The organism is Pseudomonas sp. AN-B15, from assembly GCF_019056475.1.
Taxonomy (GTDB): domain Bacteria; phylum Pseudomonadota; class Gammaproteobacteria; order Pseudomonadales; family Pseudomonadaceae; genus Aquipseudomonas; species Aquipseudomonas parakoreensis.
The window spans coordinates 5,061,288-5,076,843 of record NZ_CP049737.1 but is presented as its reverse complement, the minus strand read 5'-3'; the positions used below and the strand labels follow the sequence as shown (position 1 = coordinate 5,076,843).

The window sequence follows — 15,556 nt, the reverse complement described above, 5'->3', positions numbered from 1 at the left end:
GGGCGCCTCTTTGCGCCCGCTGTCTTTATTACGGTTGGATCAAACATGACCAGGCAACAGCAAGTGGTGATTGTCGGTGGCGGGGTGATTGGCCTGCTGACCGCCTACAACCTCGCCTCCGAAGTGCGCAGCGTGGTGCTGCTGGATCGCTCGAACGTCGGCCAGGAATCGTCCTGGGCCGGTGGCGGCATCGTTTCGCCGCTGTACCCGTGGCGCTACAGCCCGGCCGTCACCGCGCTGGCGCATTGGTCGCAGGATTTTTATCCACAGCTGGGCGAGCGGCTGTTTGCCGATACCGGAGTTGATCCCGAAGTGCACACCACCGGCCTGTACTGGCTGGATCTGGAAGATGAAACCGAAGCACTGGCCTGGGCTGAGCGGGAAGACCGTCCGCTGCGGGCTGTGGATATCTCGGCGGTGCACGACGCGGTGCCGGTGCTGGGGGGCGGGTTCGCCCGGGCGATCTACATGGCCGATGTGGCCAACGTCAGAAACCCACGGCTGGTGAAGTCGCTGAAAGCGGCGTTGCTGGCGCTGCCGAACGTGACGATTCACGAACAATGCGAAGTCAGCGGGTTTGTTCGCGAAGGCGAGCGAGTGATTGGCGTCGAGACGTCCAAGGGCCTGATCCGCGGCGAGCAGATCGTGCTGACGGCCGGGGCATGGAGCGGTGATCTGCTCAAGACATTGGATCTGACGCTGCCGGTGGAGCCGGTCAAGGGCCAGATGATTCTCTACAAGTGTGCAGCGGATTTCCTGCCGAGCATGGTGCTGGCCAAGGGACGTTATGCGATTCCACGTCGCGACGGGCACATTCTGATCGGCAGTACGCTGGAGCACGAAGGCTTCGACAAGACCCCGACCAAGGTCGCGCTGGAGAGCCTCAAGGCTTCGGCAGTCGAATTGCTGCCGGCGCTGGCGGAGGCCGAAGTGGTGGGGCATTGGGCCGGTTTGCGCCCGGGTTCGCCGGAGGGGATTCCGTATATCGGCCGGGTACCGGGGTTTGAGGGTTTGTGGCTGAACTGTGGGCATTACCGCAACGGCCTGGTGCTGGCGCCGGCGTCTTGTCAGTTGTTTGCCGATGTGATGCTCGGGCGTACGCCGATTATCGATCCGGCGCCGTATGCGCCTGAAGGTCGTATTTAAGGCAAAAGCAAAAGATCGCAGCCTGCGGCAGCTCCTGCATTGGAATGCATTTCCTGTAGGAGCTGCCGCAGGCTGCGATCTTTTAACGAATCAATCCAGACCGAGTTTCTTCAGCCGATAGCGCATCGAGCGAAATGACAGACTCAAGCGCTGCGCCGCTGCCGTGCGATTCCAGCGGGTTTCCTCCAGCGCCTGCAGGATCAGCTTGCGCTCGACGTTCTCCAGATAATCCTCAAGGTTGTCGATCCGGGTAAGATCGGCGATGCCGCCCTCAACCGCGCAATTACCTTCGCTGAGCCGTAAGTCTGCCGCCTCGATCAACTGGTTTTCACACAGCGTGTGCGCCCGTTCGAGGACGTTTTCCAGCTCTCGCACATTCCCCGGGAAGCGGTAGCTCTTCAGCGCCTCAAGCGCCTGAGGGTGCAGGCGGGCCGCCGCTCGTCCGCTGCCTGCCGCCAGACGCTGGAGCATGTGCGCAGCCAATACCTGAATGTCATCGCGCCGTTCGCGCAGGGACGGCACACGCAGTTCGATCACGTTCAAGCGGTAATACAGGTCCTGGCGAAAGCGCCCGGCGGCGACCTCGGCCTCGAGATCCTTATGGGTAGCACAGAGAATGCGCACATCGACCACCGCTTCCTGCTGGCCGCCGACACTGCGCACGGCTTTCTCTTGAATCGCCCGCAGCAGTTTGACCTGCATCGCCAGCGGCAGGTCCGCCACCTCGTCGAGAAACAGGGTGCCGCCGTGCGCGGCCTGGAACAGCCCGGGCTTGTCCTCGACCGCGCCGGTAAAGCTGCCCTTGCGATGGCCGAAAAACTCGCTTTCCATCAGCTCGGACGGAATCGCCCCGCAATTGACCGGCACAAACGGCTTGCTGGCGCGCGGTCCCTGTTCGTGGATCAGCCGTGCGACCAGTTCTTTGCCGCTGCCCGATTCTCCGCTGATGTAGACCGGCGCCTGACTGCGCGCCAGCTTGTCGATCTGTTTGCGCAGATCGCGCATGGGCAGCGAGTCGCCGAGCAGGCGTCGGTCTATCGACGTGCCGGCGCCGCCCACCGCCGGCATGCGCAACGCGGTACTGACCAGTTCACGCAAGCGCGTCAGATCAACTGGCTTGGTGAGGAAGTCGAAGGCGCCAGCCTTCAATGCGTTGATCGCGGTTTCCAGACTGCCATAGGCGGTGATCATCGCCACTGGCAGTTGTGGATGACGTTGCTGAATGTGCTGCACCAGGTCCAGCCCACTGCCGTCGGGCAGGCGCATGTCGGTCAGGCACAGGTCGAACGCATTGCGTTGTAACAGCGCCTGGGCTTCGCCGAGGTTGCGAGCACTGAAGGTGTCGAGTTTCATCCGTCCCAGGGTGATTTCCAGGAGTTCGCGGATATCCGGCTCGTCGTCGACGATGAGGATTTTTTGCCGTGGGCTCGTGTTCAACTTTGTTTCCGTCCGTGAGCAAAGGTGATGCGAAAGCAGCCGCCGCCTTGGCGTGGTTTGAAGTCTAGGCGCGCCTGGTTGCTTTCGCACAGCTCACGGGACAGATAAAGCCCAAGGCCGGTGCCCTGGCTGCTGGTGGTGAAGAAGGGTTCGAACAGATGCGGTTGTTGATCCAGCGGTACACCGGGGCCATTGTCCTGGACTTCAAGCACCGCCAGCTGGCTCTCGGGGTCGATGAACAGCGCCAGCCAGACCTCGGCCTGCTCGTGCAGCAGGGCGCTGTGGCGCCAGCCGTTACGTAACAGATTGTCGAGAATCTGCGTGAGCTGATCCGGATCCATCAACGTGATGAAGTCCCCGGAATTGATCCGCAAATGAATCGACTGCCGCTCGCTCGCCTGTTCGCGGCTCTCGGCAACGAAGTGCTCCAGCCATGGCTTGAGATCCAGGCGCTGAGGGGCGCTCTGCTGGCGGCGCGACAGTTGCAGGACGTTTTCGATGACTCGGTTCATGCGCTGGGAGTGGTCTTGAATGATCTGCGTCAGACGCCGATCCGCACCATCGAGTTCCTCGGACTCGCCCAGCAGCTGCGCGGCGTGACTGATGGCGCCCAGTGGATTGCGGATTTCATGGGAGATGCCGGCGGTCAGGCGCCCGAGCGCGGCGAGCTTGAGTTGCTGGGCCTGCTGCGCGACTTGCGCCAGATCTTCGAGGAACACCAGGGTTTGCTGGTTGGGGCTCTGATCGAGGGCGATGAAGTTCGGTTGCAGTTCCAGGCCATTGCCGGGAATCTTCAGGCTCTGCGGGCGCAGGGTCGGGTTGCTCAGCCACAGTTGCAGGCGCTCGACCAATGCTGGCGAATAGTCGCTGATCAAATGGCCTTCAAGATGCGACTGGGCCAGCAGGGTCTTCGCACTGTGGTTGGCCAGCTGTACCCGACGCTGCTCGTCGAGCACCAGGATGCCGGTGCGCATGCGTTGCAGAATCAGAGCGTTGAGGGCTTCAAGGCTGGTGACTTCGCTGGCGCGCTGTTCGGCGAGATTTTCGCTGACTTCCAGGCGCCGGATCAAACCCTGGACCAGCAGCGATGCGGCAAAGCACAAGGCGCCCAGGGTTCCGGCTTGCAGATAGTCATTGGCGCTCAGGGGATGGCTCAGGCTCAGCAGGAAGCTTGAGCCGACAATGCCAAGTGCGCCGATGGCGGCAATCAGCAGGCCAATGCGCCGGCGCAGCAAGGTGTTGCTGATCGCCACCGAGACAATCAGCAGGTTGCCGATCGCGCTGGCCACCCCGCCCGCCGCGTAGAACAAACCGCACAGCAGCAGCACATCCACCAGCGCCAGACTGAACAGCTGCGAGGGCCGCCGGGTATTTTCCAGAAACACCACCAGCAGGATGTTCAGCACCAGATACAACCAGCTGCCACTGCGCAGCAGATCGTCGTCGGCCGACGTCAGCAGGCGATTGTCCATATTGCTGGAGATCAGCAGCACCAGCGTGATGCCGACGCTCAAACGGTAAAGATGATAAAGGCGCAGCAGGCGCTGCGCCTGTTTACGGTCGGCGTTGGCGGCCTCAGCGATCACTGGCGCCCGGGCCTTGCTCAAGATGAGCCTGGCTGCAATACCATTGTTGCTGAAGGTTCAGCGCACGGTCGCGGGGCAGATGCACGCCGCAGTGGGCGCAGCGCACCATCGGTGCGGCGTCTTGCTCGCGGGGCGATTGAGCAGACGAGGCGGGCGCCTTGAATTTGCGCCACAGCCATACCGCGGCGAAAATCAGGACAATCCAGAACAGTAAACGAAGCATGATGGGCGGCTTTTCGGCTAATGATTCGGCAGTTTAGCCAAGGAGCCGGCAAGCGCACAGACTATTAACGCGCCGCCACAAAAAAGGGAGATCCGCAGATCTCCCTTTTTATGTACCCGATGTGATCAGTCGAACACGCCGAAGGTCATGTAGCTGAACCACGAACGATCTTCGTTGTTGCCTTCGGCTTCATGACGCTCTTCCTCGATCACGTCGCCGTTTTCGTCTTTAGGCTTGAGCTCGTTCGGGATCGCGTCTTTCGCGTCCTGGAACTGCTTCTGCACGTCCTGGTTGGCGCGGGTTTCTCCCGGCGGCAGCGGTGGACGCGACTCGATCAGGCCAAGAGTGGCCTTGCTCAGCCACGAACGGTTGTCGGCTTCGGCAACCGAAGGCACGAACTGACCGTCCTGCAGGCTTGGGTGATTCGGGTAGTTGAGTTTCAGGGTTTCCAGACTGGTAGCGGCCAGTTCGTCCAGGTGCAGACGCTGGTAAGCCTCGGTCATCACCGCCAGGCCGTCGCCGACCGATGGGGTTTCCTGGAAGTTTTCCACTACATAACGGCCACGGTTGGCGGCGGCGACGTAGGCCTGACGGGTCAGGTAGTAGTCGGCTACGTGGATTTCGTAGGCGGCCAGCAGGTTGCGCAGGTAGATCATGCGCTGCTTGGCGTCCGGTGCGTAGCGGCTGTTCGGGTAGCGGCTGGTCAGTTGGGCGAACTCGTTGTACGAGTCGCGGGCAGCGCCCGGGTCACGCTTGGTCATGTCCAGCGGCAGGAAGCGCGCCAGCAGGCCGACGTCCTGGTCGAACGAGGTCAGCCCCTTGAGGTAATAGGCATAGTCCACGTTCGGGTGCTGTGGGTGCAAACGGATAAAACGTTCGGCGGCGGACTTGGCAGCTTCCGGCTCGGCGTTTTTATAGTTGGCATAAATCAGTTCAAGCTGTGCCTGATCCGCGTAGCGACCGAACGGATACCGCGACTCCAGAGCCTTCAGCTTGGCCGTGGCGCTGGTGTAGCTGTTGTTGTCCAGGTCGGTCTGAGCCTGCTGGTACAGCTCGGCTTCGCTCAGGTTTTCGTCGACGACTTCCTTCGATGAGCAAGCAGCGGTCAATGCGAGGATGGCGATCAGCAGCAGGTGTTTCACTTGCATGGCGGCTTGCGTCCCTATGACGGCCGCTGTCTTGGGCGGGGCCGTCCTGTTATGATGAGCGCCCCGTTGAAAAGCCTCGGGGCAAAAGACGCCGTATTTAACCACAAGCGCGCAGCCGAAACCAAAGGCTGTGCCGACGCCCAGTCAGAGCATGTCCGATAAAATTGAACTTCGCGCAGAGGTGCCGTCCGATTTGGGCGGCCAACGCCTCGATCAAGTCGCCGCCCAACTCTTCGCTGAGCACTCACGCTCGCGCCTTTCCGCCTGGATCAAAGAAGGTCGCCTGACTGTGGACGGGGCGGTCATCCGCCCGCGCGACATCGTGCATGGCGGTGCCGTCCTTGAGCTGACTGCCGAGCAGGAAGCCCAGGGCGAGTGGATCGCCCAGGACATCGAGCTCGACATCGTCTATGAAGACGACGACATCCTGGTGATCAACAAGCCTGCGGGCCTGGTGGTGCACCCGGCTGCCGGCCACGCTGATGGCACCTTGCTCAATGCCTTGCTGCACCACGTGCCGGACATCATCAATGTCCCGCGCGCCGGTATCGTGCATCGCCTGGACAAGGACACCACCGGTCTGATGGTGGTGGCCAAGACCATCCAGGCGCAGACCAAGCTTGTTGCCCAGCTGCAAAGCCGCAGTGTCAGCCGGATCTACGAGTGCATCGTGATCGGTGTGGTGACCGCCGGGGGCAAGATCAACGCGCCGATCGGTCGCCATGGTCAGCAGCGCCAGCGCATGGCCGTGATGGAAGGCGGCAAGCCGGCCGTCAGTCACTACCGCGTGCTGGAGCGTTTCCGGTCCCACACTCACGTGCGGGTCAAGCTGGAAACCGGCCGGACCCACCAGATCCGTGTGCACATGGCGCACATCAACTTCCCGTTGGTCGGCGACCCGGCGTACGGTGGTCGTTTCCGCATTCCGCCTGCTGCGAACCCGACCATGGTCGAGTCGCTCAAGCACTTCCCGCGTCAGGCGCTGCACGCGCGCTTCCTTGAGCTGGATCATCCGACCACCGGTGAGCGCATGAGCTGGGAATCGCCGCTGCCGGAAGATTTCGTCTGGCTGCTGACCTTGCTCAAGCAGGATCGCGAGGCCTTCGTCGGATGAACTGGCTGACGCCGGACTGGCCTGCGCCGGCCAGCGTCAGGGCCTGTGTCACCACCCGCGAGGGAGGTGTCAGCGAGGCGCCGTTCGACAGCCTCAATCTGGGCGATCATGTCGATGATCGCCCGGACGCAGTCGCCGAGAATCGTCGGCGTCTGACCGAACATTTCTCTATAAAGCCTGCCTGGTTGCAGCAAGTGCACGGCATTGTCGTGGCGCATGCTGATCCGGGCGTGGTGGCCACCGCCGATGCCAGTTGGACGGCAACTCCCGGGATTGCCTGCACGGCGATGACTGCCGATTGCCTGCCGGCATTGTTCTGCAACCGGGCCGGTACTCGCGTCGCGGCGGCCCATGCCGGTTGGCGCGGGTTGGCGGCGGGCGTACTGGAAGCCACCCTCGATCATCTCGACACCGCTGCGGCGGACGTGCTGGTCTGGCTCGGCCCGGCCATCGGCCCGAAAGCCTTTGAAGTCGGCCCGGAAGTACGCGAAGTCTTCGTCAAGCAACTGCCGGAAGCGGCAGCCGCCTTCGTGCCAAGCCACAATGCTGGCAAGTTCATGGCTGACATCTATCTGCTGGCGCGTCTGCGTCTGGCGGCCAAAGGTGTCACGGCGGTTTATGGTGGCGGTTTCTGCACGGTGACCGATCCGCGCTTCTTTTCTTACCGCCGTGCGTCGCGCACGGGGCGCTTTGCTTCCCTTGTCTGGCTCACCCGCTAAGCTTGTCTGATCTACATCAATCTCCCGACGCTTGAATCTCCCAGAATCGACCGCATCTACAGTGGTATCTGGCAGGTTTCTTTATTCAGGATGGTTTTTAGGTCCGACCTGCTCAAAAGGAAGGTGACCCCATGCGTATAGACCGTTTAACCAGCAAATTACAGTTGGCGTTGTCCGACGCCCAATCCCTGGCCGTTGGCCACGATCATCCGGCCATCGAGCCGGCGCACTTGATGCAAGCCATGCTTGAACAGCAGGGTGGTTCGATCAAACCTCTGCTCATGCAAGTGGGCTTCGACGTCAACAGCCTGCGCAAAGAGCTGACCAAAGAGCTCGATCAATTACCGAAAATCCAGAACCCGACCGGCGACGTCAACATGTCGCAGGATCTGGCGCGTCTGCTCAATCAGGCTGATCGTCTGGCCCAGCAGAAGGGCGACCAGTTCATTTCCAGCGAACTGGTGCTGCTCGCCGCGATGGACGAGAACAGCAAACTGGGCAAACTGCTGCTCGGCCAGGGCGTGAGCAAGAAAGCCCTGGAAAACGCGATCAACAACCTGCGCGGTGGTGAGGCGGTGAATGACGCCAACCATGAAGAGTCGCGTCAGGCACTGGACAAGTACACCGTCGACCTGACCAAGCGCGCCGAAGACGGCAAGCTCGATCCGGTGATCGGCCGTGACGACGAAATCCGCCGCACCATTCAGGTGCTGCAACGTCGCACCAAGAACAACCCGGTGCTGATCGGTGAGCCTGGTGTGGGTAAGACCGCGATTGCCGAAGGTCTGGCCCAGCGCATCATCAACGGCGAAGTGCCGGACGGCCTCAAGGGCAAACGCCTGTTGTCGCTGGACATGGGCGCGCTGATTGCCGGTGCCAAGTATCGCGGTGAGTTCGAAGAACGCCTCAAAGCGCTGCTCAACGAACTGTCGAAGCAGGAAGGGCAGATCATTCTGTTCATCGACGAGCTTCACACCATGGTCGGCGCCGGTAAGGGCGAAGGCTCGATGGATGCCGGCAACATGCTCAAACCGGCACTGGCGCGCGGTGAGCTGCACTGCGTCGGCGCAACCACGCTCAACGAGTACCGCCAATATATAGAGAAGGATGCGGCGCTTGAGCGGCGTTTCCAGAAAGTGCTGGTGGACGAGCCGAGCGAAGAAGACACCATCGCGATCCTGCGTGGCCTCAAGGAGCGTTATGAGGTTCACCATAAGGTGGCGATCACTGACGGTGCGATCATCGCGGCCGCCAAGCTCAGCCATCGCTACATCACTGATCGACAGTTGCCGGACAAGGCCATCGACCTGATCGACGAGGCCGCCAGCCGCATCCGCATGGAGATCGACTCCAAGCCGGAAGTGCTCGATCGTCTGGAGCGTCGGTTGATTCAGCTCAAGGTTGAATCCCAGGCACTGAAGAAAGAAAGCGATGAAGCGGCGATGAAGCGCCTGGAAAAACTCCAGGAAGAAATTGTCCGCCTCGAACGTGAGTACTCGGATCTGGAAGAAATCTGGAACTCGGAAAAAGCCGAGGTACAGGGTTCGGCGCAGATTCAGCAAAAGATCGAGCAATCGCGTCAGGAACTGGAAGCCGCGCGCCGTAAAGGCGACCTTAACCGCATGGCCGAATTGCAGTACGGGGTGATCCCGGATCTGGAACGCAGCCTGCAAATGGTCGACCAACACGGCAAGAGCGAAAACCAGTTGCTGCGCAGCAAGGTGACCGAAGAGGAAATCGCCGAAGTCGTTTCGAAGTGGACCGGTATTCCGGTGTCGAAAATGCTCGAAGGCGAGCGCGACAAGCTGATGAAGATGGAAAGCCTGTTGCACCAGCGCGTGATCGGTCAGGACGAAGCGGTGGTCGCGGTGGCCAACGCCGTACGGCGCTCGCGTGCCGGGCTGGCGGATCCGAATCGTCCGAGCGGTTCGTTCATGTTCCTCGGCCCGACCGGGGTCGGTAAAACCGAGCTGTGCAAGGCGCTGGCCGAATTCCTCTTCGACACGGAAGAGGCAATGGTGCGGATCGACATGTCCGAGTTCATGGAGAAACATTCCGTGGCGCGGCTGATCGGGGCGCCACCGGGCTATGTTGGCTATGAGGAGGGCGGTTACCTGACCGAAGCGGTACGCCGCAAACCTTACTCGGTGATCCTGCTGGATGAGGTCGAGAAGGCGCACCCGGACGTGTTCAACATCCTGCTGCAAGTGCTGGAGGATGGACGCCTGACCGACAGCCACGGACGTACGGTGGATTTCCGTAATACCGTGATTGTCATGACCTCGAACCTCGGCTCGTCGCAGATCCAGGAACTGGTCGGTGACCGTGAGGCGCAGCGTGCAGCGGTGATGGACGCGCTGACCAGTCACTTCCGTCCCGAGTTCATCAACCGGGTCGACGAAGTCGTGATCTTCGAGCCATTGGCGCGGGATCAGATCGCGGGCATTACCGAGATCCAGCTGGGCCGTCTGCGCAGTCGTCTGGCCGAGCGCGAGCTAAAGCTGGAACTGAGCCCGGAAGCGATGGACAAGCTGATTGCCGTGGGTTACGACCCGGTGTATGGCGCACGTCCGCTCAAACGTGCAATCCAGCGCTGGATCGAAAACCCGTTGGCGCAGTTGATCCTGTCGGGGCATTTCCTGCCGGGCGACACGGCAACCGGCAAGGTCGTGAGCGACGAAATCGTTTTCGACTGAGCGGTAAAGCCAATGAAATAAGGAAGGCCTCGCTTTGCGAGGCCTTTTTTTCGTTAGGCTGTTGAACTCTAAGGAAAAGGCTTGTAAAGTGCGCCCCGCAGTCAGTCACCCGCAGCATCTCAGCTCACTGAGCTGAAATCTGAAATAAGTTGCAAATCATTAACTTGAAAGCGATTTAGGGGGTTGACAGAGGTGTTCTAGGTTGTAGAATAGCGCGCCTCAGACACACGAACGCAGCGATGCGAACGGCGTCTAGGAGCTGTAAGTTTCACCGTTGTAAATTGAAATATGTAGTTCCGTGATAGCTCAGTCGGTAGAGCAAATGACTGTTAATCATTGGGTCCCAGGTTCGAGTCCTGGTCACGGAGCCAATTTCAAACCGGGGTATAGCGCAGTCCGGTAGCGCGCCTGCTTTGGGAGCAGGATGTCAGGAGTTCGAATCCCCTTACCCCGACCATTTTTGGGTCGTTAGCTCAGTTGGTAGAGCAGTTGGCTTTTAACCAATTGGTCGTAGGTTCGAATCCCACACGACCCACCATTTTTGAAACCAGGTAACACTGGGATCGAATCTTAAGATCAGAGGCCAAAAGCGCTGATCGAAGAAGGCGATCTTTGAAAGGTCGCCTTTTTTTTACCGGGGTATAGCGCAGTCCGGTAGCGCGCCTGCTTTGGGAGCAGGATGTCAGGAGTTCGAATCCCCTTACCCCGACCATATTAAAAATCCTCGTATCGAAAGATACGGGGATTTTTTTTGTCCTCGCGCCAGACAATTCCTTTCAAGTCATCGTACAACTTGCCGATAGCCCGCTAACGAGAGGGGCTGCCACTGTTCGCCCCTTCAATCTGGCCAATACAAGAATAAGGGCGTTCGTCATGTTGCTTCGTCAGTTGAATATTGCTCCACGTGCCGCGCTGGGTTTTGCCCTGATCGCGGTCCTGGTGGCGTTGCTCGGCGTATTTGCCTTGGGGCAGATGTCGAGCATCCGTGACAGTGAGGTCGCGGTCGAGAGCCGCTGGCTGCCGAGCATTCGCGGCGGTGACGAAATTCGCGAGCTGATGTTGCGGATTCGTACGATTTCCCTGCGCATGGCCCTTGATCAGGATCCGCAGAACATCGCGACTTACCGCAGCCAGATGGATACCCGCGACAAGGAGCTGAGCGAGAAGATCGCCGCCTACGACAAACTGGTCACCACGGCGGAAGGCCAGCAGCTTTATGACCAGTTCAAAAAGACCTTCGCTGCCTATCGCACCGGCATCGCGCAATCCTTCACCTTGGCCGATCAAGGCCAGCGTGACGAACTGACCAAATTGTTGCTGGTTGATATGAAAACCGTGGTCGACGGCTCCGGCAAGCAGCTCAATGACCTGGCGGATCTGTTCGCCAAACAGGTTGCTGCGGAGAGCCAGAAATCCGCTGACCACTACCAGACCTCGCGCACCATCGTCAGCCTGTTCATAGCGCTGGCGGCGCTGGCCACGGTGGCGCTGGCGATGTTGCTCACCCGCAGCATCGTCCGTCCGCTGAGCAGCGCCGTCAGCGCTGCCGAAAGCGTGGCCCGGGGCAACCTGACCCGGCCGATCGAAACCCACGGTAACGATGAAGTCAGCCGATTGCTCAAGGCGCTCGCGACCATGCAGCAAAACCTGCGGGAAACGCTGCAAGGCATCAGCGGTTCGGCCACGCAACTGGCGAGCGCTGCTGATGAACTCAACGCGGTGACGCTCGACAGCACACACGGCTTGCAGCAGCAGAACAACGAAATCGAACAGGCAGCGACGGCGGTCAATGAAATGACCACAGCCGTTGAAGAAGTCGCTCGCAATGCCGTGTCGACATCCGATGCCACCCGCCAATCCAGTGAGTCGGCGCAACTGGGGCAGGCGCGGGTCAGTGATACCGCATCGGCCATCAATGCGCTGGCCAGCGACGTGCAGCACACTGGCGAGTTGGTGCAATCGCTGGCCAACCAGTCACAGGACATCGGCAAAGTGCTGGATGTGATCCGTGCCATTGCCGAGCAGACCAACCTGCTTGCGCTCAACGCCGCCATCGAGGCGGCCCGCGCAGGGGAAAGTGGGCGAGGTTTTGCGGTGGTCGCCGACGAAGTGCGGGCGCTGGCCTATCGCACCCAGCAATCGACGCAGGAGATCGAGCAGATGGTGCAGGGCATGCGCAGTGGTTCAAGCCTGGCGCTGGATTCGATGCAGGCCAGCGCTGCACGGGCCACGACCACACTGGCGTTGGCCGAGCGCGCCGGGGAGGCGCTGGAAACCATCACCGCTTCGGTGCATGAGATCCATGAGCGTAATCTGGTGATCGCCAGTGCCGCCGAAGAGCAGGCGCAAGTCGCGCGGGAAGTGGATCGTAATCTGGTGAACATTCGCGACCTGTCGGTCCGTTCGGCGACGGGTGCCGATCAGACCCGTGCGTCGAGCCACGAACTGTCGCAACTGGCCAACGCGCTGCAAGGCATGGTGCGCCGCTTCCAGCTCTGATGAGCGGTGATCGATTGCAGGAATGAGCCTGCTGATTTTGTGAGCTGCACGAAACAATGTGGGAGCGTGGCTTGCCCGCGATAGCGGCGGATCAGTCGACATCATCGCCGACTGACTGACCGCTATCGCTGGCAAGCCAGCTCCCACACGTTTTGGTTCTAGTGCAGCTTCAGGCGTGGCTCGGTACCGCGACCGATCTTGCTGCCCAGCATCAGCATCGCCGTGCGGAACGGTCCGTACAGCGCCATCTGGTGCATGCGGTACAGCGACACGTAGAACATCCGCGCCAGCCAGCCTTCGAGCATCACGCTGCCGGTCAGGTTGCCCATCAAGTTACCCACAGCGGAAAAACGCGACAGCGAGATCAGCGAGCCGTAGTCGGTGTACTTGTACTCCGGCAGGGTTTTGCCCTCGATACGCAGCTTCAGCGACTTGGCCAGCAACGATGCCTGTTGGTGTGCGGCTTGTGCACGCGGCGGCACGTTGCGATCCGAACCCGGTTGCGGGCACGCGGCACAGTCACCGAAGGCGAAAATGTTTTCGTCGCGGGTGGTCTGCAACGTCGGCAGCACTTGCAGCTGATTGATGCGGTTGGTTTCCAGACCGTCGATGTCTTTGAGGAAACCCGGTGCGCGGATCCCGGCGGCCCAGACTTTCAGGCTGGCCTTGATCACGTTGCCATCGGCGGTGATCAGGCTGTCGGCGGTCACTTCGCTGACCGCCGCATTGGTCATGACATTGACCCCGAGTTTCTCCAGGGTCTTGTGCACCGGGCCGCTGATGCGTTCCGGCAGGGCTGGCAGCACTCGCGGGCCGGCTTCGATCAGGGTGATGTGCATGTTCTCCGGTTTGATCCGGTCCAGACCATAAGCCGCCAGTTCATGCGCCGCGTTGTGCAGTTCTGCCGCCAGCTCGACACCCGTGGCGCCGGCACCGACGATGGCCACGCTGATCTGCTCGACCACATCGGTCTGTCCGGCGTGCGCGCGCAGATAGTGGTTGAGCAACTGCTGGTGGAAACGCTCGGCCTGTTTGCGGGTGTCGAGGAACAGGCAGTGCTGCGCCGCGCCCTGGGTGCCGAAATCGTTGGTGGTGCTGCCGACGCTGATCACCAGCGAGTCGTAAGGCACTTCACGCGCCGGTACCAGTTCCACGCCGTTCTCGTCGTAGGTGGCGGCCAGCTGGATTTTCTTCTGCGCCCGATCAAGCCCGCTCATGCGCCCCAGCTGGAACTCGAAGTGGTTCCATTTCGCCTGGGCAACATAGTTGAGTTCGTCTTCGGAAGAGTTCAGCGATCCGGCGGCCACTTCGTGCAGCAGGGGTTTCCAGATGTGCGTCAGGTTCGCGTCGACCAGCATCACGCTGGCCGTGCCGCGCTTGCCCAGAGTCTTACCCAGACGGGTAGCCAGCTCCAGACCGCCGGCGCCGCCGCCGACAATGACAATACGATGGGACATAGGGATAACTCGCAAGGTTTTTAAAGGAAATCGGTGCGGTTACCCGAGCGAGCGCCAGGCAGCTCATAGCGTCAGGTAACTGATAAGTCGGCTCAGCAAGCCCAGACCAATGGTCACTGCCAGCACCAGCACCAGGAGCATCCACGGCCGGAAAGGCCGGCGCTCGACACGGTGTTGGGACAACTGCAGATACTCTTCGACATGCTTCTGGTCTTCGGGGTTCAGGCGGCTGGTCATAAAGGCCTCGTCAGGTAGACGTTGCTGAAGGTGGAGACGCTACAGCGGTTTTTATCCCGGGTTGAACGCAGCATAGCCACTGGCCGGAACCGGTTCGACCGAAACACCGTCGTCGAGGCGGATGATCCCGCTTTGTAACACCCGGGCGGTAATTCCGCCATGCCCGCGCACCGCTTGAAAGGTGCCGGGGCCGAGGTTGTTTTGCAGGCGCGCGCAGGGCTGACACCAGCCAGTGGTCTCGAATATTGCCTGACCGATGCGAAAGCGCCGACCCTTGAGACTAAACAGATTGATACCGCTGATGACCAGATTGCGCCGCAGGTCTTCAGGCTTGACCGGATGATCCTGTGACCGGCCCATCAACGCGCTGATCACGGCCAAGTGTTCGAACTGGATCAACGTCACCTGCCGCGCGTTGCGTACTCCCGGGCGGGCGTGATCGCCAGTCAGTCCGGCCTCCAGTCGTGCTTCCACCGCGTCGAGTTCGATCATTGGCCCGCGAGACTCGGGGCGCACGCCGATCCAGCGCACGCGCCCGGTCTGCGGGACGTCGGCAATCAACTGCTGCAGCGGCGTCACAGGCTGATCCCGACATCGAAGACGATGCTGCGACCGAGGTTGCTGCGCAGGAAATCCGGTGCATCAGGATGCGCGAACAGCACCCGGGCAAAAGTCGGCCCGACCAGCGACAGCGAGCGCCAGCCCTGACGCAGATACTCGGTGGGCGGTGGAAAGTGGCTGTTGAGGTCCAGCACTTCGCGCTTGAGGCTGGCGAAGGCGATGATGTCCAGTTCGCCCAGATCCATGCCGCGTTCCTTGTAGTTGTGCGCTTTTTTGCGCAAGGTCGGCGCCAGCCGCAGCAAGAATTCATTGGCCGGGATCCGCCGTGGCTTGGCTTCACGGCGCACCAGTTGGCTGAGGGAAAATGCACTGCGGCGGCGTTGCAGTTCGTCGCGCCATTCGTCGTTGAGCCGGCGGCCTTCGTCGAGTACGAAAAACACTTCGAAATTGGCATCGCGAAACAGCACGTCCGGCGGCTCGCCAGCAGGGGCAAACTCATCGGCGCGGTAGGGAATGTTCAAGCCTTGCAGCAGGCGCTGGCAGACCCAACGCTCACGCTCCCATTTGCGGGCATTGGACAGGAACGCGTTGGCTTGCTCGGCCGCGATGGTCAGCAGGCGTAAATAATCTGAGTCATCCATAAGCCCAAGCTTAGCGTTCAATTGCGACAAGCTGAAAGCACCACGCGGCAATGTGTGTCAGTGGGCGGTTGCAATGGGCGGTGTAGACTGAG

At 60.8% G+C, this 15,556-nt stretch carries 13 protein-coding genes and 4 tRNA genes; 9 read left to right on the top strand and 8 right to left on the bottom strand.

The window, feature by feature from the left end; genetic code table 11:
- The first annotated feature begins 45 nt into the window (after positions 1-45).
- The gene (gene thiO, locus GTQ41_RS22960) at positions 46-1,146 is read left to right on the top strand and encodes a glycine oxidase ThiO (RefSeq protein ID WP_047296639.1); all 1,101 of its coding nucleotides are present in this window, start codon (positions 46-48) and stop codon (positions 1,144-1,146) included.
- A 90-nt stretch (positions 1,147-1,236) separates the two neighbouring features.
- Here thiO and GTQ41_RS22955 read toward each other — a convergent pair whose 3' ends face one another.
- The 4 genes from GTQ41_RS22955 to GTQ41_RS22940 all read right to left on the bottom strand — a co-directional run bounded on the left by GTQ41_RS22955 (position 1,237) and on the right by GTQ41_RS22940 (position 5,540).
- Positions 1,237-2,583, bottom strand: a complete 1,347-nt coding sequence (locus GTQ41_RS22955; protein WP_047296637.1) for a sigma-54 dependent transcriptional regulator — start codon at positions 2,581-2,583, stop codon at positions 1,237-1,239.
- Complete coding sequence (locus tag GTQ41_RS22950) at positions 2,580-4,169, bottom strand: PAS domain-containing sensor histidine kinase (RefSeq protein ID WP_047296636.1); 1,590 nt, start codon at positions 4,167-4,169, stop codon at positions 2,580-2,582. The genes GTQ41_RS22955 and GTQ41_RS22950 overlap by 4 nt, the downstream gene beginning before the upstream one ends.
- Positions 4,159-4,392 carry a PP0621 family protein gene (locus tag GTQ41_RS22945; RefSeq protein WP_027612810.1) on the bottom strand — a complete coding sequence of 78 codons (234 nt, stop codon included), beginning with the start codon at positions 4,390-4,392 and terminating at the stop codon, positions 4,159-4,161. Before GTQ41_RS22945 ends, GTQ41_RS22950 begins: the two co-directional genes overlap by 11 nt.
- Positions 4,393-4,517: 125 nt before the next feature.
- Positions 4,518-5,540: an outer membrane protein assembly factor BamD gene (locus GTQ41_RS22940; protein WP_047296635.1), complete on the bottom strand. Its 1,023-nt coding sequence runs from the start codon at positions 5,538-5,540 to the stop codon at positions 4,518-4,520.
- Positions 5,541-5,691: 151 nt separating this feature from the next.
- On the opposite strand from GTQ41_RS22940, the gene rluD reads away from it, so the two are divergent.
- From rluD to GTQ41_RS22900, 8 genes are all read left to right on the top strand, one after another.
- On the top strand, positions 5,692-6,654 hold the full coding sequence (rluD, locus tag GTQ41_RS22935; RefSeq protein WP_047296633.1) for a 23S rRNA pseudouridine(1911/1915/1917) synthase RluD: 963 nt from the start codon (positions 5,692-5,694) through the stop codon (positions 6,652-6,654).
- The gene (pgeF, locus tag GTQ41_RS22930) at positions 6,651-7,373 is read left to right on the top strand and encodes a peptidoglycan editing factor PgeF (RefSeq protein WP_041065342.1); all 723 of its coding nucleotides are present in this window, start codon (positions 6,651-6,653) and stop codon (positions 7,371-7,373) included. Before rluD ends, pgeF begins: the two co-directional genes overlap by 4 nt.
- Positions 7,374-7,504: 131 nt before the next feature.
- Positions 7,505-10,069, top strand: coding sequence for an ATP-dependent chaperone ClpB (clpB, locus tag GTQ41_RS22925; protein WP_047296631.1), 2,565 nt, complete (start codon positions 7,505-7,507; stop codon positions 10,067-10,069).
- A 295-nt stretch (positions 10,070-10,364) separates the two neighbouring features.
- Positions 10,365-10,440: transfer RNA gene (locus tag GTQ41_RS22920), tRNA-Asn, on the top strand.
- Between the two features lie 9 nt (positions 10,441-10,449).
- Positions 10,450-10,526 (top strand) — tRNA-Pro (locus GTQ41_RS22915).
- 5 nt (positions 10,527-10,531) lie between these two features.
- A tRNA-Lys gene (locus tag GTQ41_RS22910) sits at positions 10,532-10,607 on the top strand.
- A gap of 97 nt (positions 10,608-10,704) precedes the next feature.
- Positions 10,705-10,781 (top strand) — tRNA-Pro (locus tag GTQ41_RS22905).
- 161 nt (positions 10,782-10,942) lie between these two features.
- A complete protein-coding gene (locus GTQ41_RS22900; protein WP_047296628.1) occupies positions 10,943-12,568 on the top strand; it encodes a methyl-accepting chemotaxis protein in 1,626 nt (541 codons plus the stop codon).
- A gap of 158 nt (positions 12,569-12,726) precedes the next feature.
- Here GTQ41_RS22900 and GTQ41_RS22895 read toward each other — a convergent pair whose 3' ends face one another.
- The 4 genes from GTQ41_RS22895 to GTQ41_RS22880 all read right to left on the bottom strand — a co-directional run bounded on the left by GTQ41_RS22895 (position 12,727) and on the right by GTQ41_RS22880 (position 15,464).
- Positions 12,727-14,025 carry an NAD(P)/FAD-dependent oxidoreductase gene (locus GTQ41_RS22895; RefSeq protein WP_047296626.1) on the bottom strand — a complete coding sequence of 433 codons (1,299 nt, stop codon included), beginning with the start codon at positions 14,023-14,025 and terminating at the stop codon, positions 12,727-12,729.
- 63 nt (positions 14,026-14,088) lie between these two features.
- Positions 14,089-14,262: a DUF3094 family protein gene (locus GTQ41_RS22890; RefSeq protein WP_003228304.1), complete on the bottom strand. Its 174-nt coding sequence runs from the start codon at positions 14,260-14,262 to the stop codon at positions 14,089-14,091.
- Positions 14,263-14,313: 51 nt separating this feature from the next.
- Entirely contained in the window at positions 14,314-14,841 is a 528-nt protein-coding gene (locus GTQ41_RS22885) for an MOSC domain-containing protein (RefSeq protein ID WP_041065352.1), read from the bottom strand.
- Positions 14,838-15,464, bottom strand: a complete 627-nt coding sequence (locus tag GTQ41_RS22880) for a DUF1780 domain-containing protein (RefSeq protein WP_003228301.1) — start codon at positions 15,462-15,464, stop codon at positions 14,838-14,840. Before GTQ41_RS22880 ends, GTQ41_RS22885 begins: the two co-directional genes overlap by 4 nt.
- Between the last annotated feature and the right edge of the window lie 92 nt (positions 15,465-15,556).